Source organism: Pseudoduganella ginsengisoli, from assembly GCF_009720865.1.
GTDB lineage: Bacteria > Pseudomonadota > Gammaproteobacteria > Burkholderiales > Burkholderiaceae_D > Rugamonas > Rugamonas ginsengisoli.
The window spans coordinates 51,373-72,553 of the sequence record NZ_WNLA01000010.1; the positions used below are offsets into that span (position 1 = coordinate 51,373).

The 21,181-nt window shown below is 62.1% G+C and carries 22 protein-coding genes; 15 read left to right on the forward strand and 7 right to left on the reverse strand.

What is annotated here, in order from left to right:
• Positions 1-43: 43 nt before the first annotated feature.
• Genes GM668_RS15615 through GM668_RS15635 form a run of 5 tightly spaced genes read left to right on the forward strand, consistent with a single transcriptional unit; the run spans position 44 to position 5,069 of the window.
• Complete coding sequence (locus GM668_RS15615; RefSeq protein WP_155439894.1) at positions 44-1,279, forward strand: YaiO family outer membrane beta-barrel protein; 1,236 nt, start codon at positions 44-46, stop codon at positions 1,277-1,279.
• Positions 1,273-3,669 (forward strand): LTA synthase family protein, encoded by a 2,397-nt coding sequence (locus GM668_RS15620; protein WP_155439895.1) that lies wholly within the window; start codon positions 1,273-1,275, stop codon positions 3,667-3,669. Before GM668_RS15615 ends, GM668_RS15620 begins: the two co-directional genes overlap by 7 nt.
• Positions 3,666-4,601, forward strand: coding sequence for a hypothetical protein (locus GM668_RS15625; RefSeq protein ID WP_170305660.1), 936 nt, complete (start codon positions 3,666-3,668; stop codon positions 4,599-4,601). Before GM668_RS15620 ends, GM668_RS15625 begins: the two co-directional genes overlap by 4 nt.
• 5 nt (positions 4,602-4,606) lie before the next feature.
• The gene (locus GM668_RS15630) at positions 4,607-4,879 is read left to right on the forward strand and encodes a hypothetical protein (protein ID WP_155439896.1); all 273 of its coding nucleotides are present in this window, start codon (positions 4,607-4,609) and stop codon (positions 4,877-4,879) included.
• Between the two features lie 52 nt (positions 4,880-4,931).
• Positions 4,932-5,069 (forward strand): hypothetical protein, encoded by a 138-nt coding sequence (locus tag GM668_RS15635; protein WP_155439897.1) that lies wholly within the window; start codon positions 4,932-4,934, stop codon positions 5,067-5,069.
• 53 nt (positions 5,070-5,122) lie between these two features.
• Here GM668_RS15635 and GM668_RS15640 read toward each other — a convergent pair whose 3' ends face one another.
• The 7 genes from GM668_RS15640 to GM668_RS15670 form a co-directional block, all read right to left on the reverse strand.
• A complete protein-coding gene (locus GM668_RS15640; protein WP_155439898.1) occupies positions 5,123-6,880 on the reverse strand; it encodes a PglL family O-oligosaccharyltransferase in 1,758 nt (585 codons plus the stop codon).
• A gap of 22 nt (positions 6,881-6,902) precedes the next feature.
• Positions 6,903-8,090 carry an RCC1 domain-containing protein gene (locus GM668_RS15645; protein WP_170305661.1) on the reverse strand — a complete coding sequence of 396 codons (1,188 nt, stop codon included), beginning with the start codon at positions 8,088-8,090 and terminating at the stop codon, positions 6,903-6,905.
• A 133-nt stretch (positions 8,091-8,223) separates the two neighbouring features.
• Positions 8,224-9,243, reverse strand: a complete 1,020-nt coding sequence (locus GM668_RS15650; protein ID WP_155439900.1) for an NAD(P)H-dependent glycerol-3-phosphate dehydrogenase — start codon at positions 9,241-9,243, stop codon at positions 8,224-8,226.
• A gap of 3 nt (positions 9,244-9,246) precedes the next feature.
• Complete coding sequence (locus GM668_RS15655; RefSeq protein ID WP_371868708.1) at positions 9,247-9,708, reverse strand: SH3 domain-containing protein; 462 nt, start codon at positions 9,706-9,708, stop codon at positions 9,247-9,249.
• 78 nt (positions 9,709-9,786) lie between these two features.
• Entirely contained in the window at positions 9,787-10,278 is a 492-nt protein-coding gene (gene secB, locus GM668_RS15660; RefSeq protein WP_154380544.1) for a protein-export chaperone SecB, read from the reverse strand.
• A gap of 122 nt (positions 10,279-10,400) precedes the next feature.
• Complete coding sequence (grxC, locus tag GM668_RS15665) at positions 10,401-10,661, reverse strand: glutaredoxin 3 (RefSeq protein ID WP_155439902.1); 261 nt, start codon at positions 10,659-10,661, stop codon at positions 10,401-10,403.
• A gap of 10 nt (positions 10,662-10,671) precedes the next feature.
• Complete coding sequence (locus tag GM668_RS15670) at positions 10,672-11,073, reverse strand: rhodanese-like domain-containing protein (protein ID WP_170305662.1); 402 nt, start codon at positions 11,071-11,073, stop codon at positions 10,672-10,674.
• 93 nt (positions 11,074-11,166) lie between these two features.
• On the opposite strand from GM668_RS15670, the gene gpmA reads away from it, so the two are divergent.
• The 10 genes from gpmA (at position 11,167) to gspK (ending at position 21,173) form a co-directional block, all read left to right on the forward strand.
• Entirely contained in the window at positions 11,167-11,913 is a 747-nt protein-coding gene (gpmA, locus tag GM668_RS15675; protein WP_155439903.1) for a 2,3-diphosphoglycerate-dependent phosphoglycerate mutase, read from the forward strand.
• 84 nt (positions 11,914-11,997) lie between these two features.
• Entirely contained in the window at positions 11,998-13,584 is a 1,587-nt protein-coding gene (locus GM668_RS15680; protein ID WP_155440013.1) for a murein hydrolase activator EnvC family protein, read from the forward strand.
• 76 nt (positions 13,585-13,660) lie between these two features.
• On the forward strand, positions 13,661-15,145 hold the full coding sequence (locus GM668_RS15685; protein ID WP_155439904.1) for a S41 family peptidase: 1,485 nt from the start codon (positions 13,661-13,663) through the stop codon (positions 15,143-15,145).
• A 6-nt stretch (positions 15,146-15,151) separates the two neighbouring features.
• Positions 15,152-15,907 (forward strand): HesA/MoeB/ThiF family protein, encoded by a 756-nt coding sequence (locus tag GM668_RS15690; RefSeq protein WP_155439905.1) that lies wholly within the window; start codon positions 15,152-15,154, stop codon positions 15,905-15,907.
• 29 nt (positions 15,908-15,936) lie between these two features.
• Positions 15,937-18,060, forward strand: coding sequence for an amidohydrolase family protein (locus GM668_RS15695; RefSeq protein ID WP_155439906.1), 2,124 nt, complete (start codon positions 15,937-15,939; stop codon positions 18,058-18,060).
• A 117-nt stretch (positions 18,061-18,177) separates the two neighbouring features.
• Positions 18,178-18,618, forward strand: coding sequence for a type II secretion system major pseudopilin GspG (gspG, locus tag GM668_RS15700; protein WP_155439907.1), 441 nt, complete (start codon positions 18,178-18,180; stop codon positions 18,616-18,618).
• Between the two features lie 16 nt (positions 18,619-18,634).
• Positions 18,635-19,108 carry a type II secretion system minor pseudopilin GspH gene (gene gspH / locus GM668_RS15705; protein WP_155439908.1) on the forward strand — a complete coding sequence of 158 codons (474 nt, stop codon included), beginning with the start codon at positions 18,635-18,637 and terminating at the stop codon, positions 19,106-19,108.
• Between the two features lie 3 nt (positions 19,109-19,111).
• Positions 19,112-19,492, forward strand: a complete 381-nt coding sequence (gspI, locus tag GM668_RS15710; protein ID WP_155439909.1) for a type II secretion system minor pseudopilin GspI — start codon at positions 19,112-19,114, stop codon at positions 19,490-19,492.
• The gene (locus GM668_RS15715; protein ID WP_155439910.1) at positions 19,492-20,187 is read left to right on the forward strand and encodes a PulJ/GspJ family protein; all 696 of its coding nucleotides are present in this window, start codon (positions 19,492-19,494) and stop codon (positions 20,185-20,187) included. The genes gspI and GM668_RS15715 overlap by 1 nt, the downstream gene beginning before the upstream one ends.
• The gene (gspK, locus tag GM668_RS15720; RefSeq protein ID WP_155439911.1) at positions 20,184-21,173 is read left to right on the forward strand and encodes a type II secretion system minor pseudopilin GspK; all 990 of its coding nucleotides are present in this window, start codon (positions 20,184-20,186) and stop codon (positions 21,171-21,173) included. Before GM668_RS15715 ends, gspK begins: the two co-directional genes overlap by 4 nt.
• The last annotated feature ends 8 nt before the right edge of the window (positions 21,174-21,181 follow it).

Here is a 21,181-nt window from a genome sequence, read left to right on the forward strand (position 1 = left end):
TCTACAACAAGCAATTTCCCTACCGACTTCCCTGAGAGACGCTATGCTCCCAGTCCTCTATGCGCCCCTCTATGCGCCCGTGGAGCAGGCACCGCCTGCTGTCAATTACGAACAGCAATTCGAACAGGCGCGCCAGGCTGCCAATAATGGCCAGCCTGGCATGGCGGCGGCCATCTATACGACGCTGCTGGCGGCATCGCCCAACAATGTGGACGTGCTGTATGGCCGCGGCCTCGCATACAGCCGCATGAAGCAATGGGATGAGGCTGAGAAAGATTTCCTGGCTGCGACCGCTGCGGCACCTGCCTATGCGGATGTGTGGGCTTCGCTGGCCGACGTGTATATATGGACGGACCGGCCCGCGAAAGCCATTGCCGTGTATGACCGGCTGATTGCCATGAAGCCGGATGACGCGGCGCTGTACGTCGCGCGCGCCAGGGCTTACCGCGATGCCAGCCAGCCGGGGCCCGCGCGGGCCGACCTCGACAAGGCTGCTGAATTGAAGGGCGACCAGCAGGCAATTGCCGCCGTGCGCGCGGCTATGCAGCCGGCAGCGCTGGCGCTGGCGGCGCCGGGCGCGGTTGCGCCGGCGGGCTTTGACTGGCAAGCCAGCCTGTCCGGCAGCATCACCAAAGTCGATCCGCGCAGCCAGCGCTGGGCGGACCAGACTTTGGCCGTGCGCCGCTATTGGGAACGCGGTTCGCTGGCGTTTGAAACCTTGCGCGCGCACCGTTTCGATGACCATGACATGGCGTGGGCGCTGGACGGCTACGTGAATTTGTGGAACGGCGCGTATGCCAACGTGCGCTACCAGCAGGCGCCGCAACAGCGGCTGTTCCCGCACCGTTCGTGGCGCGCCGAAGTGTGGCAAAGCGTGGGCAATGGCTGGGAAGTGTCGGCCAGCAATGACACCATGCTGTTTGCGTCGCACGTGGATATTTATGGCCTGGGCATAGCCAAATATGTCGGCAATTATTATCTGCTGCTGCGGCATACGGCCGTGCTGACGGACACGTCGCACGGCACGGGCGACCGTTTGCTGGGCCGCTATTACTACCGGGGCGATGGCGACAGTTACGTGGAATTGGCGCGCAGCCGGGGGCGCAGCGACGATACGCTGTCGCTGGTAGGCGGACGCACGCATTCCGGCGCAGCCAGTGTGAACTGGGTGCATTACGTAACGCCGCGCTGGGGCTTCAAGCTGGGCGCCAGTTATTCGAAGGAATCCGGCGGCGGTAAAGAGCAGGGCGTTTCGGCTGCCCTGTACCGGCGATGGTAGCCGCAGCCGGGCCAGTGCAGGACGCTGCGCCGCCGCAGGGATTTGGCGCGGCCGCGGCATCTTTCCTGGGCTACTTGCCCGGCCTTGTGCTGGCGATGGCGTGCCTGCGTGTGGCGGAAGTGGCGCAGGGTGTGCAGGCCGGGGCGTCGTGGAGCGTACTGGCTTCCGCCATGGCGTATGACGTGAGCGCGCTGCTGCGCTATGGCTTGCCGCTGTTGCTACTGGCGTGGCCCTTTCTGCGGCAGGCGTCGCGCAAGGTGCACATTATCGGCCTTGGCGTCGGCTGGACCGTGCTGCTGTGGGGCCATGCCGCGCTGATCCACTATCACGCATCGGCCGGTGTGCCGCTGGGCGCGGACTTGTTTGCGTATTCCTGGCAAGAAGTCCGCACCACGGCGGCTGGCGGTCCTGCATTGCGTACACCGCTGCTGGCGGCGCTGGCTGCCGCCCACGCGGTGCTGTGGGGATGGCTGTTGTGGCATGCGCGCAGCGGCAAGCCGCGATGGCCTGCGCGCGCCGGGCTGGCGTTTGCCGCCATTGCTGCCGCCAGTGTATTGCTGGTGCCGACGCGGCTCGACGGCGTCTTTCCTGCTTCCTCTGGTGCGGCGGCGCTGGCTGCCAACAAAACCGCGTGGTTCTTCGACGATAACCTCCACCACTGGCGTACCCACGAAGCGCCGGCCAAGCCTGCCGCCGCGCAGGACACCGCGCAGCAGCAGGCCGCCGATCCCGCGCTGCGCGCCGGTTATCCATTCCTGCACAGCGAACGCACGCCCGATACGCTGGGCCCTTATTTCACAGCCGCCGCAGGCAGCAAGCCCAATCTCGTCATCATCATCGTCGAAGGATTGGGCCGCAGTTTTTCCGGCCCCAATGCACGCCTGGGCAGCTTCACGCCCTTTCTTGATGAACTGGCGCAGCGCAGCCTGTACTGGGAAAACTTCTTGTCAACGCAAGGCCGCACGTTTGCCGTGCTGCCTTCCATCCTCGGCTCGGCGCCGTTTGGCCCCAATGGTTTTTCCGCCTTGCCCGCGATACCGCCGCACGCGGCGCTGCCCGGCATATTGAAAGCGCAGGGATATCAAACGCGGTTTTATACGGGCTCGAACCTGGAATTCGACAATGAAGGGCAATACCTGCGCAGCGCCGGTGTCGGCAAGCTGCTGAGCGAAAAGGATTATGGCGCTGGCTACCAGCGCAGCAATGACTGGGGTTATGCGGACCGCGCGCTGGTCGACTTTACGCTGGCGCGCGAGAAAGAGGAACAGCGGGAGGAACAGCGGGACGAAAAGCAGCAGCCGTTTGCCGCCATCGTGCAGACCAACAGCATGCATACGCCATTTGTGTTCCCGGGGCAGGATGACTACCGCAAGAGAGTGGAGCAACGCCTCGCGCAATTAAACATTGCCGAAGACAGGCGCGGCCCGTACCGCACGCAGCGCGATATCTATGCCAGCATCCTGTACACGGATGACGCATTGCGCCACTACTTCGAGCAAGCAGCGGCCTTGCCCGGCCACGCGCATACGATTTACATCGTGACAGGTGATCACCGCTTGCCGGAAATCCCGATGGAAACGCGTATCGAGCGCTATCACGTGCCACTGCTGATCTGGTCGCCGATGCTGAAAGCGCCGCGCGCCATCAAGGCGGTGTCGTCGCAATTTGATTTGGCGCCATCGCTGCTGGCGTTCTTGTCGCACAACTACGGCATCAAGACGCCGGCTGCCGTCACGTGGCTGGGCACGGGCCTCGATATGGATACGGCGTTCCGCAACCTGCATGCGCTGCCGCTGAAGCAGACCAAGACTGAGTTGAGCGATTATGTGTCCGGCCCGCTGTACCTGGGCCAGGACCAGCTGTACACGCTGGCCGACAATATGCGCATCGCCCCTGTCGACGATGCGCAAGCGAAAACACAGGTGCGCGCACAATTCGATGCATTCATCGCCAATAACGACGCAATGGCCACGAGCGGCAAACTGGCGCCGCCGGAATCGCTCCCACCACAGCTGGCGTTCCGCGCTGAAGGACGTTCGCTGCAAACGGCGGCCGTGGCGTCGGGCCTGGGCGGCGTGGTGGTCGACAATACGCATACGCGCCGCGACGGCGCCATGCTGCAAGTGGATGCGCGCTTTGCCAACCATGCGTCGGCCCGTTCGGTGGTTTTTGTGCCGCTGCTGGTACTGACGGACGCACAGGGCCGCGAACTGGGCGAAGCGTATGGCAAGGCTACGACGCTAGCCGGGGCCCAGGAATTGCCGGTCACGCTGCAGATCAAGACGTCAGCATTGGCGCCTGGCCAGTACTTTGTCTCCGTGATTCCGTCGCATCCGGACACGGGCAAGCCGGCCGGCACAGGGCAATATCACGTGCCGGTGCAGCTGTGAGGGCGCTGGCTGCCATTTGGCTGTTGGCCTTGCTGGCGCTGGCGGGACCGGTGCGCGCCTGTGCGCCGGTGCTGGAGCGCGCCATCTGGACCTGGGAACCGGAGTCGTACGCCATGCTGCAAAGCGAAGCGGAGGCCGATGCCGCCATCGCCTTCCTGCATGCGAAAGGCATCCAGGTCGTTTATCTGTATGCCGATGCTTACCAGGGCCGCAACCTGATCGTGGAACAGCCGCAGTTATACCGGCGCCTGATCAAGCGTTTCCGCAAAGCCGATATCTATACGTACGCGCTGCTGGGCTCCGCCTACCTGCATACGGAGCGCTACGTGCTGCCATCGCACCGCAAAGAAGCGCTGGCCATGGTGCAGCGGATCTTCGATTACAACGCGCGGGCCGCGCAGGAAGAACGCTTTGATGGCGTCAACCTCGATATCGAACCGCATGTCCTGCCGCAGTGGGGCAGCCAGCGGCAGGCGCTGCTGACGGGGTTCCTGGACCTGAGCCGCGACATCATGGCGGCCAAGCGCCAGTCAGGCCAGGCGATGAGCGTCGGTCCCGCGATACCGTTCTGGCTCGATGGCATCCCGCTGGAGTGGCAGGGCAAGCGCAAGCCCGCCAGCGAACATGTGCAGGATATCTACGATTACGTGGCGCTGATGGATTACCGTGACCATGCACTGGGTCCGGACGGCATCGTCAGCCACGGCGCCGATGAAATCGCGTATGCGAAAGCCATCGGCCGCACCGTGTGGCTGGGCGTGGAAACATTGCCCAACGACTTGAAAAAAGTGTCATTTGAACATCTGCGCGAAGCGGATATGGAGCGTGAACTGGCGCTGGCAAAGCGCAGTTTTGAAGACAATAGTGCATTTGGCGGATTTGTCATTCATCACTATGGCCAATACCAGCGCTGGCTGAAAGGCGTAAAATAAACCGTATGCGCCTGTTCAAATGCTTCCTGCTGATCGCTGTCTTCGTGCTGCACTCCGTGGCAGGCGCGGCGGCGTCCGTGCACACGTGCTGCGGCGGCGGGATGGACGATTGCACGGTGGCGCAGTGTGCGGCGATGGGCTGCCTGGCGCAGCAGCCGCCATTATTGACAGCTCCGCCGTTGCCGGTGCTGCCCGTTGTGAAGCAGCCGGCGCCGCAGGGGATGATCGACACGCCATCGCCAGCGCCCGTGCAGGAAATCTGGTGTCCGCCTGACTGAATGGAATGGTTTTCCCACTTAACCCATTTCAATCACTTCGTAAGGACACATCATGAAAAACACGTTGATCAAATGCTCCGCCGCGGCAGCTTTGCTGGCCGCCGCTTCCGCCGCCATGGCCTCGACCATGGATTGCTGCGGCAGCATTGAATGCTGCCTGCGCATGCTGGCGCAGTGCTGCGGCGGCTGATAGCAGGCTAGCGTGACCAGACAGGCCGGTTGCCCATGGGCGCCGGCCTGTTGTCATTGCGGGCGTACTAACTGGTGGCCGTACGCGGCCAGTGCGCCATAGACGGCGGGTTGTACCGCCGCCAGCGCATCGATGCGGGCCACGAAATCGGGCGCAGACAACGGATAAGCCAAAGCGGCGCGCTGCAACTGCGCCTGGGCATCCTTCATGCGGCCTTCCTCGGCCAGTAGCGCGGCATGGCGGAATGCCACTTCATCGGTAGGGGCAAAGCGCAGCACGCGTTCATTTAACGCACGCCGCGCCGCGGCGGGGGCATCGCCTGGCACAAACACTTCCGGCCCAATCAACTCGCTGAGCGGCGCCAGCAGTGAAAAGCTGCGCAGATGGTGCAAGGTGCGGGTGCGCAGCGCCACGTCCGCAGCCGCTTCGCCCCCTTCAAATTGTTCGCGGATGGCGCCATGGTCGCGCGCGGTCTTGATGGCCACCACCAGCATGGCCACTAAGGCCAGCGTTGCCACGGTATTGGCGCGCAGCGGGCGGCCGGAAGGATCGGCAATTCCGGCAAACAGCGCAGCCAGGCCAAGGAAATACGCGTAATACAGTGGCTGTTCCAGCATCGAGTGGATCAGCAGGATGCCCAGTGCGCCGCAGACAAACAGGCGTTCCATGGTGCGCGGCTGGCGGTACAGCCGGACTACCAGCAACAGCACGGGCACGGCCAGCGCCACTAAGCCGGGCAGGCCGGCTGCCGCCATCAATTGCAGCGGCAAATTGTGCGCATACTGGTCGACGGCAAAGGGGGCGGGCGCCGTCAGCTGCGCTTCCAGTTGCAGTGCAAAGCCATCGAAGCCCACGCCCAGCCACGGATGCGCGATGAACATGCGCAGTGCATGCGACCAATAAAACATGCGGGGACCAAAAGCGCCATCTTGCGGCGATACGAGCCGCGTCAATTGCGGGCCCAGCGCCGTCGGCGAGATGCGGGCAACGGTTGCCAGCACCGTGACGGCAACCAGCATCACCAGCACGGCCATCAGCAGCCAGCGGCGCAAATGCAGCAGGCGGCCCGTGAGCGGCAACAGCAGGAAGGCGGCGGCCAGCATCCATGCCAGGTAAAGCAGCATGCTGCGCGAACCGGACAGCGCCAGCGCCGCCAGCAGTACCATGGCGGCTGCGATGGCCCAGCGCAGCGCCAGCCGGTCCGCCAGCGCCAGGTAGGCACAGGCAGCCAGCGCCAGCGCTTCATACGTGGCGAAATGGTTTTGCTGTGACAGGTTGCCGAACACACCGTAATCAGCCACCGGCTGCGGTGTGCTGATCAAGCCGCCAAATGCAGGCCACCAGCCCACATATTGCAATAAGCCAAACAGCGCGCTGACCATGCCGCCCGCCGCCAATGCCCACGCGAGGCGGACCAGCAACGGCGCCGTGCCCATGGCGGCCGCCAATGTCCGCCCGGTTACCGCCAGGGCGGCAGCCCACAGCAAATACAGCGCCAGCAATACGCCGCTGGCGCCATACGCGAATTGGTCCGCCGCCACTTGCAGCAGCGCGAGCGCCATCAGCGCCAGCGGCGCGGCGGTGATGCCTGGGATGAGCAGTGGAGACGCCGCCGGACGCGGCAGCAGGAACAGCATGCCGAGCAAGCCGCAGACCGCGGCCAGCCACTCGGCATAGAAAGATGTCAGTGGCAGCTCATGCCAGGGCTGCAGGAATGGCAGGCTGGCCATCAAGACCAGCATGCCGCACGCCCAGCGGTCGCCGCCACGTGCGGCCGGCATGGAAACAGCAGGTGCTGCCGGTGTTTGCATGGTGAAACACCGGCATACCGGCTTAGCGGTTAGCCGACTTGCCCAGGTTCAGGTTGCCGATGCCGCCCACGCCCGCCGCTTGCACTGGCAAGTTGCTGCCAACGGTGGTGTTGGTGCCCAGCTGGCCAGCCGTATTGCGGCCGAACGAATACACGGCGCCATCGCTGCGCAAGACAGCGATGTGGCCGGCGCCGATCGCCATCGCAACCGCGTCGCTGATTGCGTTGACTTTCTTCGGTGCGAACGAGACTGCCGTGGTGCCGTCGCCCAGCTGGCCGAAGGTATTGTTACCCCAAGTCCAGACGGAGCCGTTGTAGTTGACGATACCGGAGTTGTACGCGCCGGCGGACACCGAACGCACGCCGTTCGTGCCGGCAGCCGGCGCAGGCAAGCCTTTAATGGCGATCGGGGTGTAATACGCGTGCGTCGTGCCGCCCAGCTGGCCATAGCTGTTGTTACCCCAGCCCCATACCGTGCCATCCTGCTTGAGCACCAGCACGTGCGACATGCCGGCTGCGATGGACGTTGCGTTGGTGATGCCCGCCACGGCTGCCGGACCGGCCGAGCGGCCTGCCGCCGTGCCATTGCCCAGTTGGCCGAACAGGTTGACGCCCCACGTCCACACTTTGCCGTCGGCAGCCAGCGCCACGCTGTAATCCTGGCCGGCGGCAATGGATTTCACATTGCTCAAGCCCTGCACGATGGCGGGCGAAAGGGAGGAGGCGCCGCCGCGGCCCCAGCCCCAGACACTGCCATCGGTCGTCAGCGCCAGCATGTGGCCCTGGCCGGCTGCAATGGCTTTGACGTTGCTCAAACCGTAAACCATTTGTACGCCGCGCGACGAAACTGTCCACACGGTGCCATCTTGTTTCAATGCCAGGCTCGTATAGCCGCCAGCCTTGATGGCTTTAACGTCGCTGAAATTGGCTTTGACGCCGCTCAAGCCGCCAACCAGCACTGGCGTCAGCGCTACCTGGCCTGCATCGTTGCGGCCCCATGCATAGACTTTGCCATCGGCGCCCAGGCCAGCCGTGTGTTCCACGCCGGCAGCCAGACGGTTTTCGTCCACCAGCACTTCTGGCGTAAAGGATGGGGCGCCTTCGACTTTGCGCGCGCTGGTTTCTGCGCTGCCGCTGTTCATATTGCCGCCGCAAGCGCTCAGCGCCAGCAGCGCCGTTACGCCGGCCGTTACTTCAAACCATTTCGCCATGTGTGCAGTCCTACCCGTAATGAAATTGCAATCTTTGTAAGATCGTGAACTGCGTATGGTACTTTTGGTATTGACGCTAGTCAACTCAATTATTTTAATGGTAAGTAATTGAGTGCCAGTATGAGGGCAGGAATTACTTGGCAGCGGCTTCGCCGCGCGGGTCGCGGGCCAGCAAACGGGCCACCAGTGCTTGCGGCTGGTCACCGTCAAACAAGACGCCGGCGACCGCATTGGTGATCGGCATGTCGACGCCAAGGCGCGCAGCCAGGTCGCGCACGGCTTTGGCGCAGGGAACGCCTTCTGCCACGTGGCCCAGTTCACTGACGACGGTATCCAGCGATTTACCCTGCGCCAGGCCCAGGCCGACTTTGCGGTTGCGCGATAAATCACCCGTGCACGTGAGGATCAAGTCGCCCATGCCCGTCAAACCCATGAAGGTTTCCGCTTGGCCGCCCAGCGCCAGGCCCAAGCGCGTAATTTCCGCCAAGCCACGGGTGATCAGCGCGGCGCGGGCATTGAGGCCCAGACCAAGGCCATCAGCCACGCCGGTCGCGATGGCCAGCACGTTTTTCACGGCGCCACCGACCTCGACACCGGCCAAGTCCGGCGTCGAATACACTCGAATATTGCCGCCGTGCACGATAGAAACAACTTTATTACGCAGGTTTTCCGAGCTGGACGCGATCGCCAGCGCGCATGGCAAGCCTCTTGCCACCTCTTGCGCAAACGATGGGCCGGATAAAGCGCCGCCCGGAACGGTGTCGCCCAGTACTTCTTGCACGATCTGGTGCGGCAGCAAGCCGGTTTCATATTCGAAACCTTTGCACAGCCACACGATGTTGGGAATGGCGCGGCCTTTCAACTGGTGCAGCAGGGGGCGCAGGCCGGCCACGGGCGACGCGGCAACCAGCAAGCCGTCTTCGCCTGCATGTGCGACGGCGGCGTCGAAATCCGTGGCGACCGTGAGATTCGGCGGGAATGGATGGCCCGGCAGGTAGGCGAGGTTGTCGCGCGCCGTGGCCATTTCCTGCATGGCTACAGTGTTGCGACCCCACAACATTACATCATGGCGATGGGCCAGCGCGATTGCAACAGCCGTGCCCCAGGCGCCGGCGCCTAATACGCCGACACGGGTTTTTTTCTTGTCTTGCATGCGTCAATTGCCCCAGATGTCGCTGCTTTTTACAAAACCAGTGGCGCCGTCGCGGTGGCGCACTTTGATCCAGCCGCCTGCGGCGACTTCCACCAGATCCAACAGTACGCCTTTATCGGCAGTAAAGGCCAGTGGGGAATTGTCATCGGCCGCGGTGCGCACCTTGGCGGACGCGGTTTTCACCACGACCGTGCGTTTCGGGCTCAGGGCACGGGCTTCGGCCCACGCCAGGTCGCCGCCCGCATCGCGCACTTTGACCCAGTCGCCGTAGCTGAGCACGATTTCGACCGGCATGCCGCGTGGCGCCACGAACAATTTGCTGCCTTTGGTCGACGGGGCGTCGTACAGGATGGCCGGGGCCGCGCCCACCGATTTGAAGTCCAGCGCATGGCTGGCGCTGGCGGCCAATAACAGGGCGGCGCCGGCAATCAAATGGGAAACAGTGGTGGTACGGCTCATGGTCATCTCAAAGGCTGATATAAGAAACGCTCAAAGGCCGTTGCCGGCCTTTGATGGGGTACTGCTATCTTACTTTAAATGCAATTAGTGCGCTGCACCATTTGCTTCCGGCGCAGCGGCTGCGGCGGTTGCGGCTTGCTGTTCAGCCAGAGCGGCCAGGCGCTGCTGGTAGAACACTTCAAAGTTGATTTCCGCCAGGTGTACTGGTGGGAAGCCGGCGCGGGTGATCAGGTCAGCGATATTGGCGCGCAGGTATGGGTAAACGATGTTCGGGCAACCGATGCCCAGCAGTGGATCCAGCTGTTCAGCAGGGATGTTGCGTGCTTCGAAGATACCGGCTTGCTTGCCTTCCACCAGGAAAGCCACTTTATCTTTGACCTTGGCGGTCACGGTAATGGTCACAGTCGATTCGAAGATGCCGTCTGCCAGCGGCTCAGCGCCTACATCCAGGGCAACTTCGATGGCCGGCGCTTCCTGTTCCAGGAAGATTGCTGGCGAGTTAGGCTGTTCCAGCGACATGTCTTTCAGGTAGACGCGTTGGATTTGGAATACTGGTTGCTTGATTTCTTCAGACATGGAACGCTTTCGTAGAGTGGAAAAGAGCGGCTTGGCCGCTCACGATGTCATGCGTTGCAGCGGCCGCGGGTAGCAGCCGCCCAAATGCGCTGGCAATTGTAGCAAAACCAATATGGGGCGGGTCAGCCTTTTAACAAGGGGTCCAGGCCGCCGGCCTGGTCCAGCGCGTACAAATCATCGAAACCGCCGACGTGGGTGTCGCCGATATAGATTTGCGGCACGGTGCGGCGGCCCGTCTTTTGCATCATCAGCACGCGCTGTTCCGGGTCGAGGTCGACGCGGATTTTTTCAATGTCATTGACGCCTTTGGCGACCAGCAGGCGCTCGGCGCGCACGCAATAAGGGCACACGGCAGTGCTGTACATCGTGACATGAGCAGTCATAGCAACTCCTTTACTTTGCCAATGGCAACCCGGCGGTTTCCCAGGCGGCTTGGCCGCCTTCAAGGACGACCACGTTTTCGTATCCCGCCTTTTCCAGGGTCTTGGCAGCACCAAATGCGCGCGCACCTTGCTGGCAAACGACGACAATCGTGCGGTTTTTAAACTTATCCAGCTCACCCGTGCGGTTGGCCAGTTCGCCTGCCGGAATATGTTTCGCCTCGGGCAGGTGGCCGTTCGCATAAGCGGCTGCATCCCTGATATCCACAATGGCGGCTTTGGTCCGGTTTATCAATAGCGTGACTTCTTGCGGAGACGCTTTTTTACCCCGTTGCGTGAGCACTGGCCACAGCAAGGCGCCGCCGGAAAGGACGGCGATGCCGATGAGAAAGATTTGGTCGATGAGGAATTTCACGGTGTTCCAATGGTTTAAGGATATCCGCGCATTATAAAATAGAAGCTTGAACACCACTTCAGCAGCTTTTTTTCACACTTGATAGACAGAGCTATGTACAAAATTGTTTTCATGCGCCACGGCGAATCCACCTGGAACCTCGAAAACCGCTTCACTGGCTGGACCGATGTTGATCTGACGGAAAAAGGCGTCGCAGAAGCCAAAGCCGCCGGTAAAGTCCTGAAAGAAGAGGGATACACTTTCGACCTGGCCTACACGTCCGTGCTGAAGCGCGCGATCCGCACGCTGTGGCTGACCCTGGACGAAATGGACATGATGTACCTGCCGATCAAGCATGACTGGCGCCTGAACGAACGCCACTATGGCGGCCTGCAAGGGCTGGACAAGGCGGAAACCGCTGCCAAATATGGCGATGAACAGGTATTGGTATGGCGCCGCAGCTATGACACCCCGCCGCCGCCGCTGGCTGAAAATGATGACCGTACGTCGTTCAACGATCCGCGCTACGCCGGCCTGCCGAAAGCGTCGATTCCGCTGACCGAATGCCTGAAAGACACCGTCGCCCGCGTGATGCCGGCCTGGGATGAAGAAATTGCACCGGCCATCCGTGCCGGCAAGAAAATCATTATTTCCGCCCACGGCAACAGCCTGCGCGCGCTGATCAAGATGCTGGACGGCATCAGCGACAGCGATATCGTTGGCTTGAACATTCCGAACGGCCAGCCGCTGGTGTATGAACTGGATGCCGACCTGAAGCCGATCCGCCACTACTACCTGGGCGATCCGGCAGCCATCGCTGCAGCCCAGGCTGCTGTTGCCAACCAGGGTAAGGCCAAGTAAGTTTTGATGTCGTTGTCTTCGATTGTCCGCCGCACCGCTGTGCGGCGGTTGCCTTTCCTGTTGCCGCTGCTGCTGTCTTCCCTGATGGCTGCCGGGGCGGCGCATGCCGCCGTGGCGAAACCAACCGAGCGCAGCAAGCAAAAAGCTGCCGCCGAAGCGGAACGCGCGGAATTGCAGCAAAAGCTCAACGCCCTGAAACGCGACATCGGCAAGACGGAAAGCGCGCGGGAAGATGCGGCCGATACCTTGGCCGAATCCGAAGAAGCCATTTCCAAAGCCAACCGCACGCTGCGGGAGCTGGCCGATGAACAGGCGCAAACCAATGCCCGCTTGACGGAACTGGCGGCGGAACACACGCGCCTGCAAGCGACCGTCAACCAGCAAAAGCAGCAGCTGGCCAAGTTGCTGCGCGAGCATTACGTGGCGGGCAATGAAGACCGCATCAAATTATTGCTGTCCGGGGATAACCCGAACCGCATCAACCGCGACCTGCAAATGATGGCCTATGTGTCCCAGGCGCAGGCGCGGCTGCTGGAATCGCTGCGCGCGAACTTGAAAGCCGTGGAAAGCAACCAGGCCGAAGCGGAAAATGCACGCAATGAGCTGGAAGAAATTGCGCAGGAAGAACGGCACCAGAAATCCGTGCTGGAGCAGGAAAAAGCCAAGCGCGCCGCCGTGCTGGCGAGCCTGTCTCAGCGTCTCGTGTCGCAGCGCAAGGAAGCGGGCAAGCTGGCGCAAGATGAACAGCGCATGGGCGCGCTGGTTGACAGCCTGAACAAGTTAATTGAAGAACAAGCCCGGGCGGCCGCTGCGGAAAAGCGCCGCCTGGAAGCGCTGGCCGCGGCCAAAGCCAAGGCGGAAGCGGAAGCGCGCGCCAAGGCCAAGGCGGAAGCGGAGGCGAAAGCGCGCCAGCTGGCGCAATTGCGCGCGAAAGCGCAGCAAGCCGAGAAAGAACGGTTGGCGAAGCAAGGCAAGCCGGGCGCGTCGACGCCGCTTGCATCGGCGCCACCGGTTCCTGCGGCGCCCACTGCTACGCCGGTCAAACCGGCGCCGGATACGCGCGTGGCGTCCGTGCCTGCCGCCGAGCCGGCCAAGGAACCCGTCAAAGAGCCGGCCAAAGTCCCGGCCAAAGAACCAGCCAGGGAACCTGCCAAAGAGCCGGCCGCCACCGTTGCCATGCGCGAACCGATCGCCGTGCGCGAAGTGCCGAACGATGAACCGCCTGCCCGTCCGGCGCGTGCCGCCGACGTGGCGCTGGCGCCGGCTGCGGCGGAAGGCGCGTTTGCCGCGCTGAAAGGCCAGTTGCGTCCGCCGGTGGCGGGCAAGATCGGCGCCCGTTTCGGCGCCAAGCGCGGCGATGGGCCAAGCTGGAAAGGCATGTTTATCCGTACCGCCGAGGGTACGCAAATCCATGCGATTGCTGCCGGCCGCGTCGTGTTTGCCCAGTGGCTGCGGGGCTACGGCAACTTGATCATTGTCGATCACGGCGGCCAGTACTGGAGTATTTACGGCAATAACCAGTCGCTGCTGCGGCGTGAAGGCGATGCCGTTAAAAGCGGCGACGTGATTGCCGCTGCCGGAAATACCGGTGGCAACGAGGAATCGGGTTTATACTTTGAGCTCCGGCATCGGGGTAAAGAGTTCGATCCGGCTTCCTGGGTAAAGTTTTAAAGGAATCCCGGCGGCACTACCGGCAGGGATAATAAATGCGGGCTACCAGCCCGCCATAGAGAGACGCAGGCGCATCATGGGCAATAAAATCAAGAGTTTCGGCCTGGTCGGCCTGGGTATGGTGGCTGGCATTGCCGCTTCCATGCAATTTTCCGCCATCGCGCAAAAACCCATGGGCACGCCGCTGCCGCTGGAAGAATTGCGCCAGCTGTCTGACGTGTTTGGCTTGATCAAGACGGATTACGTGGAAGACGTCGACGACAAAAAACTCGTGACCGATGCGATTTCCGGCATGGTGGCGTCGCTCGATCCCCATTCGGTCTACCTCGATAAAAAAGCCTTCCGCGAAATGCGCGAAACCATGCTGGGCAAGTTTGTCGGCATCGGGATCGAAGTGGGCATGGAAGACGGCTACGTCAAAGTCGTGTCGCCGATTGAAGATTCGCCCGCCTTTAAAGCCGGCATCAAGGCCGGCGACCTGATTACCCGCCTGGACAATGAGCCGATCCGCGGCTTGTCGCTCGATGATGCGATCAAGAAAATGCGCGGCGAACCGCACTCCAAGATTGTGCTGACGCTGTCGCGCAAGGGCGAAGACAAGCCCGTCATCGTGCCCATCGTGCGCGAAGAAATCCGCGTACAAAGCGTGAAAGCCAAGATGGTGGAGCCAGGCTATGCGTGGCTGCGCATTGCACAATTCCAGGAACCCACTGTCGACGACATGGCGCGCAAGCTGACGGCGCTGTATGCATCGAATCCGGGCATCAAGGGACTGGTGCTGGACTTGCGCAACGACCCGGGCGGCGTGGTGCCGGGCGCCATTGGCGTGTCGGCTGCCTTCTTGCCGAAAGATTCCGTCGTGGTCTCCACCAATGGCCAGTTGCCGGATTCGAAAATGACGTATTACGGCCGCCCCGAGTTTTATTCGAGCCGCAGCCATGGCGATCCGCTGGCAAAATTGCCGGCCGCGCTGAAGACAGTACCGATGGTGGTGCTGGTCAATTCCGGTTCCGCGTCCGCGTCGGAAATCGTGGCCGGCGCCCTGCAAGACCACAAGCGCGCCATCATCATGGGCTCGCAAACCTTTGGCAAAGGCTCGGTGCAAACCCTGCGCCAGCTGACTGCCGACACCGCCGTCAAACTCACGACGGCCCGCTATTACACGCCGCAGGGCCGCTCGATCCAGGCGCGCGGCATCGTCCCGGACATGCTGGTCGATGAAACCGCCGATGGCGAAGGCTTGAATGGCCTGCGCCTGCGCGAAGCCGACCTGGCGCACCATCTGCACAACAAGGATGGCGACGAAGCGCCGTCGGCCAAGGTCGATGAACTGGAAGAAGAACTGCGCCTGGCTGCGCTGGCGAAAAACCAGAAGCCCGTCGAATTTGGCAGCAAGGATGACTTCCAGCTGGCGCAGGCGATTAATCATTTCAAGGGCTTGCCCGTCAAACTGTCGAAGACGGAAGTGGTGCGCGATTTCGAAGCGCCCGCCAAATCCGACAAGATGGATAAAGTCAACGATAAGCCTGCTGCCGGCAAGCCTGAGAAGTCGAAGAAATAAGATTCAATGGATGACTCCCAGCTGTTGCGCTACTCGCGCCATATCCTGCTTGATGAAATCGGTATCGAAGGCCAGCAAACACTGCTCGATGCGCGCGCGCTGATCATCGGCGCGGGCGGCCTTGGTTCGCCGGCCGCCATGTTCCTCGCGTCAGCCGGCGTCGGCCACATCACGCTGGTCGACAATGACACGGTTGATCTGACGAATTTGCAGCGCCAGATCGCGCACGACATGGACCGCGTCGGCCAGCCCAAAGCCCAATCCGCGAAAGCCACGATGGCCGCCATCAACCCCACCATTGTGATTGACGCGCTGGTGGAGCGGGCCGGCGATGCGCGCCTGTCTGAACTGGTCAGCCAGGCCGATGTGGTGCTGGACTGCACCGATAATTTCGCCACCCGCCATGCCGTCAACCGCGCTTGCGTGGCCCATAAAAAGCCGCTGGTGTCGGGCGCCGTGATCCGGTTCGACGGCCAGGTCAGCGTATTTGATCCGCGCAGCGGCGGCCAGCCCTGCTATTCCTGCCTGTTCCCGCAAGACCAGCAATTTGAAGACGTGGCCTGTTCCACCATGGGCGTATTTGCGCCGCTGGTGGGTGTGGTCGGCGCCATGCAGGCTGCCGAAGCCTTGAAAGTGTTGATGGGCATTGGCGAAACGCTGGCTGGCCGCCTGCTGCTGCTCGATGGCTTGCGCATGGAATGGACCAGCATTGCCATATCCCGTAATGACTCATGCCCGGTCTGCGCCACAAGCGCGGATTGAAATTAAAAAAAACCCGGAGACACAACCTGATGAAACGCATTACCACCGTCATGGCGCTGGCCATCGCCACGGCTTTTTCCGCGCACGCTGCCACTACCACCCGCTACGTCATCATTTCCGAAAACGGCAAGCAAGTGGGCGAACAGGTGGTCGAGCGTGCCGATGACGGCAATACCAATGTGCGTTTCATCTACAAGGACAATGGCCGCGGCCCGGAATTGACGGAAAAAATCCGCTACGCCGCTGACGGCACGATGGCCAGCTATGCCGTCAAAGGCAACTCCACGTTTGGCGCCGTCGTCGATGAAACGTTTGAAGCGGCCAACGGCAAGGCCGTATGGAAATCCACGACGGAAAAAGGCGAGCAGGCTGTCAGCGGTCCGGCCATGTACGTGCCGCTGAACAGTTCCTTCGAGACGGCATCGGCCGCCATCGCGGCACTGGCCGCCACGCCGGACAACAAGCTGGCGCTGCTGCCATCGGGTATGCTGTCGCACCGCAAGCTGGCGGAAGCCGTCGTCACCAGGGGAACGGAAAAACAGACCGTGCAATTGCTGGCGCAAACGGGCCTGGGCCTGTCGCCGCAATTCCTGTGGGCCACGACGGGCGCCAATGGCAAGCCGGCGCGCCTGTTTGCCGTGATCGCGCCGGGTGCGTTCATCGCGGTGGAAGAGGGCTGGGAAGGCAATGACAAGGCGCTGGCGGCATTGCAAAAAGACGCGGAACAAAAGATGCTGGCCGAACTGGCCGCCACGTTACAGCATCCGCTGAACGGTTTGACTGTCGTAAAAAATGCGCGCGTGTTCGACAGCGACAAAGCCGTGCTGACTGCGCCGTCCGACGTCTACGTGCTGCGCGGCCGCATCACTGCCGTGGTGCCGGCCGGTTCGCCCGTGCGTGGGGCCGTCAATGAAATCGATGCGGCGGGCCGCGTGCTGCTGCCCGGCCTGTTCGACATGCACGGCCACGTGGGCCGCTGGGAAGGCGGCCTGAATATCGCGGCCGGCGTCACTACCGTGCGCGATATGGGCAACGACAACGCCCAGCTGCAATTGATCATGGATGAAACGGCAGCGGGCAAGCTGCTGTCGCCGCAACTGGTGCCGGCGGGCTTCCTGGAAGGGGAAAGCCCGTATTCGTCAAACGGCGGCTTTGTCGTGAAAACCCTGCCGCAAGCGAAAAATGCCATCGACTGGTATGCGCAGCACGGCTACCCGCAACTGAAGATTTACAACTCGTTCCCGAAAGAGATCCTCAAGGAGACGGTCGCGTACGCGCACTTGCGCGGCTTGCGCGTGTCGGGCCACATTCCGGCCGGCCTGCGCGCGTTTGAAGCGCTGGATGCGGGCTACGATGAAATCCAGCACATCAACCAGGTGATGCTGAATTTCCTGGCCACGCCGAAAACGGAAACCCGCACGCTGGAACGCTTCATTTTGCCGGCGGATAAAACCGCGGGCCTGGATTTTGATTCCAAGCCGGTCAAGGATTTCATTGCCCGCCTGGCGAAACAAAAGACTGTCATCGACCCGACCCTGGCCACGTTTGCCTTCCTGAAGCAAAAGGATGGCGACATCAATACGCCGTTCGCGCCGATCGCCGGCCACATGCCGCCGGACGTGCAGCGTGGCTTCCACGTCGGCACGATGAAGATCGATGATGCCGCCACCTTGCAGCGTTACGAAAAATCGTACAAGAAGATGGTGGAATTCGTGGGCCGCCTGTACAAAGCCGGCGTGCCGATCGTGGCCGGCACCGATGAACTGGTGGGCTTCACCTTGCAGGCGGAGCTGGAATTGCTGGTGCAGGCGGGCCTGACGCCGTCGCAGGCGATCCAGGTGGCGACCCGCAATGGCGCGCTGTACACCCGCACCGCCCACGAACGCGGCAGCATCACGCCGGGCAAACTGGCGGACCTGGTGCTGGTCGATGGCGACCCGACCAAAAACATCGGCGATATCCGCAACGTGGCGGCCGTGATTACGCGCGGCGTCCTGGTCTATCCGCATGAAGTGGACCAGGCGCTGGGCGTGAAGCCATTTGTATCTGCCGCGCCACAGGTTAAGAAACTTGAACCGGTGTCGTCGAATATCGCCGGCAGTAACGATGGGGTGTTGCAGCGCGTAGGCTTGTCGGCCCGCGAGCGCGACTGATCAATTCCCGTATGTTACAGACCATGGCGCATCTGCTGCGATGCAGCTATGCTGACGGGCGCTTAACGCTTATACTTCAGGACCCTATTGTTAAATTAGCTATTTGGACAGGTTTTCATGCAGAAAGTGATTTCCCAACGCCGCGCACGCGGTTTCACCCTGATTGAAATCATGGTGGTGGTCGTCATCATGGGCGTGCTGGCTGCGCTGGTGGTACCGAAACTGCTGAACCGTACCGGTGAAGCCAAAGTGGCGGCCGCCAAGGTCGACATTGCCAACATCGTGCAGTCGCTCAAGCTGTACAAGCTGGATAACCAGCGCTATCCCACCACGGAACAGGGCTTGAAGGCGCTGATGGAAAAGCCGGCCACCGGTCCGGCGGCCAATGGCTGGAAAGCCGGCGGCTACCTGGAGAAAATGCCGAAAGACCCGTGGGGCAACCCATACCAGTACCTGTCGCCAGGTGTGCGCGGTGAAATCGACGTGTTCTCGTTTGGCGCTGACGGCCAGGCCGGCGGCACGGGCGACGACGCCGACATCGGCAACTGGGATAACTAATCCGCCGCGGGCCGCCATGTTTGCCGCCGGCCGCCAGCGCGGCTTCACGCTGATCGAGCTGCTGGTCGTGCTGGTCATCCTCGGCATTTTGCTGGGGGTGGTCTCCGTCAACATGGCGCCCAGCCGGCGCCAGGCTATGCAGCAGGAAGCACAGCGTATAGCCATGCTGCTGCAACTGGCCCGTGATGAAGCCATTGTGCGCAACTGCCCCGTCGCATTTGAAGCCGATGCCGATGCATACCGCTTCCTGGTCCGCAACGACGTGCGCGCGTGGGAACCGGTAACGCAGGACGACATGCTGCGCGAGCGTCCTTTTAAAAGCAGCCCGGTGTCGCTGCTGCTCGATCCTGCATCGACTGTGCCAAGCGACAAGCTGCGCATCGTGTTCGGCCGTGAACCGGTCGACCGTCCCTTCAAGCTGACCATGGTCAGCGGCGACGTTTCTGTCGCCATTCTCGCTGATGGCATCGGCCATTTCACGGTGGAGTAAGCGATGCGGCGCCTGCAACGATCCCTATCATCAGGTTTCACCTTGCTGGAAGTGCTGGTGGCGCTGATGATCGTCGGCACCGCGCTGGGCGCATCGCTGCGCGCCATCGGCAGCCTGACGCAAAACAGCGATGGCTTGCGCGCCACCATGATGGCCACGTGGTCGGCGGAAAACCGGCTGGTGGAAGTCCGGCTGGCCAAGCGCTTCCCGCCGCTGGGCAAGAGTAATTTCGATTGCCCGCAAGGCGACCTGGCCCTGGTGTGCACGGAAGACGTGATCGCCACCCCGAACCCGCGCCTGCGCCGCGTGGAAGTCAGTGTACGCGACCAGAAGCAGCCGGACCGGCTGATTATTAAACTGGTCCAGCTGGTGCTGCAGGAGTGATGATGCGGTCCAGGCAAAATGGTTTTACGCTGGTGGAATTGCTGGTCGCGATCACGATCCTCGCATTTATCGCCGTGATGAGCTGGCGCGGCCTGGATGGCATTATCCGTTCGCGCCAGGCGCTGACGGCGCAAATGGACCAGACCCGCGGCGCACAGCTGGCGTTCGCGCAACTGCAAAACGACCTCGAACAATTGTCGGACAAGGTGCAGATCGGCGACCGCACGCGCCTGGTGGCCGACGACACCAGCATGGTCTTTGTGCGCAACGTGCTGGCGGAAGGCGAACCGACGCGCGTGCAAGCGGTGTCGTACCGCATCCGTGACGGCGTGTTGATCCGCAAGGAATCTGTCGCTACGCGCGACTTGCGCCAGCTCGACACGCTGTGGCAGGCGGCGCTGTCGGATACGGGCCCTGCGCCAGCCGTGGCGCTGCAAAGCGGCGTGGCGAAAATGACGTCGCGCATTTGGGATGCGGGCGGCTGGCAGCCGGCGCCCGTGCCGGGCAACGCCAATGCCGCCACAAGTACTGCCCCTGCCGTTGGCGTGGCCGGCGCCAATCCGCCGGCGCCGCTGCAAAACACGGGGTTTACCGGGCTTGAATGGACGCTGCAGCTGCAAGGCAACGTGGTGCCGGGGCAGGAACAGGCCGCGCCGCAAAACCTCGTCAAATACTTCATGGTGGGGGCGCTATGACGGCGCGCCGCAAGACAGTGAAATCCCGTGCGCGCCAGCGCGGCGTGGCGATTGTCACGGCGCTGCTGTTGACGACCTTGGCCGTCACCATCGTGGCCAGCCTGTTCTGGCAACAGCAAGTGCAGGTACGCTCGATTGAAAACCAGCGCTTGCACTTGCAGACGCGGTGGATCTTGCGGGGCGCGCTGGACTGGGCGCGGCTGATTTTGCAGCAGGATGCCAACGATAGCCGGATCACGGCGGAGACCAGCGTGTGGGCGACAGCGCTGGCGGAAACGCGGCTCGACGATTACGTGGAGCGCGAGCGCAATGACAATGAAAAGTACGACGCCACGCTGTCCGGGCGGATTCAGGATGCACAGTCGCGTTATAATCTTGGCAATTTGGCCAGGAACCGCGACATCAACGCCGATCAGCTGAAGGTGTTCCAGCGCTTGCTGGAAGGCTTGCGCTTGAACAGTACGCTGGCCAAGGGCGTGGCGGAAGAAGTGGCGCGCAGCCAGGCGCCGAAAATCGAAGTGCCGCAGGGCGGCAGTAGTGGGCCCAAGCAGCAGTCGACCGCCTTGCCGATGGATGGCCGCGAACCGCTGCCGCCGCAGCGTGTGGAAGACTTGCTGGCGGTCGCCGGTTTTTCGCCGGATGCGGTGGAAAAGCTGCGGCCATTTGTGATTGTGCTGCCGCCGCAGCAGCAAGATACAAAAATCAACGTCAACATGGCACCGCCGGAATTGCTGGCGGCCATGATGGACAATTTTTCCGTGTCGGAAGCGGCGAACCTGGTGCAGTATCGCAAACGCACGCCGTTTTTAGACCAGAACGGCTTTAAAAGCTACATCGGCAGCCACAGCGTGAAAGTCGACTATGACGTCAGGAGCGACTTTTTCCTGGTGGAGAGCCATATCCGCCTGGGCAGGGCGGCGCTGGATGCGGAAGCGCTGATCCAGCGCGGCAAGACCGCCAATGTGGTGTGGATCAGGGAAAACTAATAAGTACG

What these genes read in the sequence shown, in the direction of transcription:
- GM668_RS15635 (WP_155439897.1), top strand. Translation starts at nt 4,932, where the DNA reads ATGAAAAACACGTTGATCAAATGCTCCGCCGCGGCAGCTTTGCTGGCC.
- gspH (WP_155439908.1), top strand. Translation starts at nt 18,635, where the DNA reads ATGTTTGCCGCCGGCCGCCAGCGCGGCTTCACGCTGATCGAGCTGCTG.
- grxC (WP_155439902.1), bottom strand. Translation starts at nt 10,661, where the DNA reads ATGACTGCTCATGTCACGATGTACAGCACTGCCGTGTGCCCTTATTGC.
- GM668_RS15615 (WP_155439894.1), top strand. Translation starts at nt 44, where the DNA reads ATGCTCCCAGTCCTCTATGCGCCCCTCTATGCGCCCGTGGAGCAGGCA.
- GM668_RS15715 (WP_155439910.1), top strand. Translation starts at nt 19,492, where the DNA reads ATGATGCGGTCCAGGCAAAATGGTTTTACGCTGGTGGAATTGCTGGTC.
- GM668_RS15650 (WP_155439900.1), bottom strand. Translation starts at nt 9,243, where the DNA reads ATGCAAGACAAGAAAAAAACCCGTGTCGGCGTATTAGGCGCCGGCGCC.
- GM668_RS15695 (WP_155439906.1), top strand. Translation starts at nt 15,937, where the DNA reads ATGAAACGCATTACCACCGTCATGGCGCTGGCCATCGCCACGGCTTTT.
- GM668_RS15640 (WP_155439898.1), bottom strand. Translation starts at nt 6,880, where the DNA reads ATGCAAACACCGGCAGCACCTGCTGTTTCCATGCCGGCCGCACGTGGC.
- gspK (WP_155439911.1), top strand. Translation starts at nt 20,184, where the DNA reads ATGACGGCGCGCCGCAAGACAGTGAAATCCCGTGCGCGCCAGCGCGGC.
- gspG (WP_155439907.1), top strand. Translation starts at nt 18,178, where the DNA reads ATGCAGAAAGTGATTTCCCAACGCCGCGCACGCGGTTTCACCCTGATT.
- GM668_RS15630 (WP_155439896.1), top strand. Translation starts at nt 4,607, where the DNA reads ATGCGCCTGTTCAAATGCTTCCTGCTGATCGCTGTCTTCGTGCTGCAC.
- secB (WP_154380544.1), bottom strand. Translation starts at nt 10,278, where the DNA reads ATGTCTGAAGAAATCAAGCAACCAGTATTCCAAATCCAACGCGTCTAC.
- GM668_RS15620 (WP_155439895.1), top strand. Translation starts at nt 1,273, where the DNA reads ATGGTAGCCGCAGCCGGGCCAGTGCAGGACGCTGCGCCGCCGCAGGGA.
- GM668_RS15690 (WP_155439905.1), top strand. Translation starts at nt 15,152, where the DNA reads ATGGATGACTCCCAGCTGTTGCGCTACTCGCGCCATATCCTGCTTGAT.
- GM668_RS15645 (WP_170305661.1), bottom strand. Translation starts at nt 8,090, where the DNA reads ATGGCGAAATGGTTTGAAGTAACGGCCGGCGTAACGGCGCTGCTGGCG.
- GM668_RS15680 (WP_155440013.1), top strand. Translation starts at nt 11,998, where the DNA reads ATGGCTGCCGGGGCGGCGCATGCCGCCGTGGCGAAACCAACCGAGCGC.
- GM668_RS15685 (WP_155439904.1), top strand. Translation starts at nt 13,661, where the DNA reads ATGGGCAATAAAATCAAGAGTTTCGGCCTGGTCGGCCTGGGTATGGTG.
- gspI (WP_155439909.1), top strand. Translation starts at nt 19,112, where the DNA reads ATGCGGCGCCTGCAACGATCCCTATCATCAGGTTTCACCTTGCTGGAA.
- gpmA (WP_155439903.1), top strand. Translation starts at nt 11,167, where the DNA reads ATGTACAAAATTGTTTTCATGCGCCACGGCGAATCCACCTGGAACCTC.
- GM668_RS15655 (WP_371868708.1), bottom strand. Translation starts at nt 9,708, where the DNA reads ATGACCATGAGCCGTACCACCACTGTTTCCCATTTGATTGCCGGCGCC.